The 234-nt window shown below is 41.5% G+C and carries 1 protein-coding gene; it reads left to right on the forward strand.

Annotated features, from left to right (window positions below; all coding sequences use genetic code 11):
* A partial coding sequence (locus AOA60_RS32945; protein WP_218241000.1) for a hypothetical protein occupies positions 1 to 234 on the forward strand: 234 nt, incomplete at both ends.

The following is a 234-nucleotide window of genomic DNA, read 5'->3' on the forward strand; positions in this document are numbered from 1 at the left end:
GAAGATGGTACACTGATTCTCATTGATGGACTAAGTCAGATATCTGGAGAAGAACAATTGGAGTTTGCAACCTATGGGACTAAGGGGACTTTGATGTTAAAAAATTGGAGAGACCTTTTTGTAGGAGCAAGCGGTCAGCCATTAAAGTCAGTGGAACCAGATGGAATTGAGTTAGTGTCATTGGTTGATGAATTTGTAGCAGCAGTAACTGGTCAGGAAGATGTGGTCCTGTAT

This window comes from Pseudomonas sp. 2822-17, from assembly GCF_002742485.1.
GTDB classification, from domain to species: Bacteria; Pseudomonadota; Gammaproteobacteria; order Pseudomonadales; family Pseudomonadaceae; genus Aquipseudomonas; species Aquipseudomonas cyclaminis.